Raw genomic sequence first — 1,072 nt, forward strand, 5'->3', positions numbered from 1 at the left:
CCTTGACCATCGCGTCGTCGCCGACGGCCACCACCTGATCCGGCACCTCGACGTGCTGCTCGGCCAGCTCGGAGATGTGCACCAGCCCCTCGATGCCGTCTTCGACCCGGACGAACGCGCCGAACGGCACCAGCTTGGTGACCTTGCCGGGCACGATCTGCCCGATCGCGTGGGTGCGGGCGAAGTGCCGCCACGGGTCTTCCTGGGTGGCCTTGAGCGACAGCGACACCCGCTCGCGGTCCATGTCCACGTCGAGCACCTCGACGGTGACCTCGTCACCGACGGCAACCACCTCGGACGGGTGGTCGATATGCTTCCAGCTGAGCTCGGAGACGTGCACCAAACCGTCCACCCCGCCCAGGTCGACGAACGCGCCGAAGTTGACGATCGAACTCACCACCCCCTTGCGGATGGCACCCCTCTGCAGCTGGTTGAGGAACTCGCTGCGCACCTCCGACTGGGTCTGTTCCAGCCAGGCACGGCGGGAAAGCACCACGTTGTTGCGGTTCTTGTCCAGCTCGATAATCTTGGCTTCGATCTCCTTGCCGAGGTAGGGCTGCAGGTCACGGACCCGGCGCATCTCCACCAGCGAGGCGGGCAAGAAGCCGCGCAGCCCGATGTCGAGGATCAGTCCGCCCTTGACGACCTCGATGACGGTGCCCTTGACGGCCTCGTCCTTCTCCTTGAGCGCCTCGATCGTGCCCCAGGCGCGCTCGTACTGGGCGCGCTTCTTGGACAGGATCAGCCTGCCTTCCTTGTCCTCCTTGGTGAGGACCAAGGCCTCGACCTCGTCGCCGACCGACACCACCTCGTGCGGGTCGACGTCGTGCTTGATGGACAACTCCCGGGACGGGATCACACCTTCGGTTTTGTAGCCGATGTCGAGCAGCACCTCGTCCCGGTCGACCTTGACGATGGTCCCTTCGACGATGTCGCCGTCGTTGAAGTACTTGATCGTCTTGTCGATGGCGGCGAGGAAGTCCTCGCTCGAGCCGATGTCGTTGACGGCTACTTGCGGCGAGGTGACGGCGGGACTTGGCATATGGGGGGTTGCTCCGGACAGGTTGGGTCG

1 protein-coding gene is annotated in these 1,072 nt (G+C 64.9%); it reads right to left on the reverse strand.

Annotated elements, in window-relative coordinates; all coding sequences use genetic code 11:
* A partial coding sequence (rpsA, locus tag AC2VOP_RS08315) for a 30S ribosomal protein S1 (RefSeq protein WP_486960524.1) occupies positions 1 to 1,042 on the reverse strand: 1,042 nt, incomplete at its 3' end.
* Between the last annotated feature and the right edge of the window lie 30 nt (positions 1,043 to 1,072).

This window comes from Mycobacterium sp. TH-M106 (assembly GCF_057473765.1).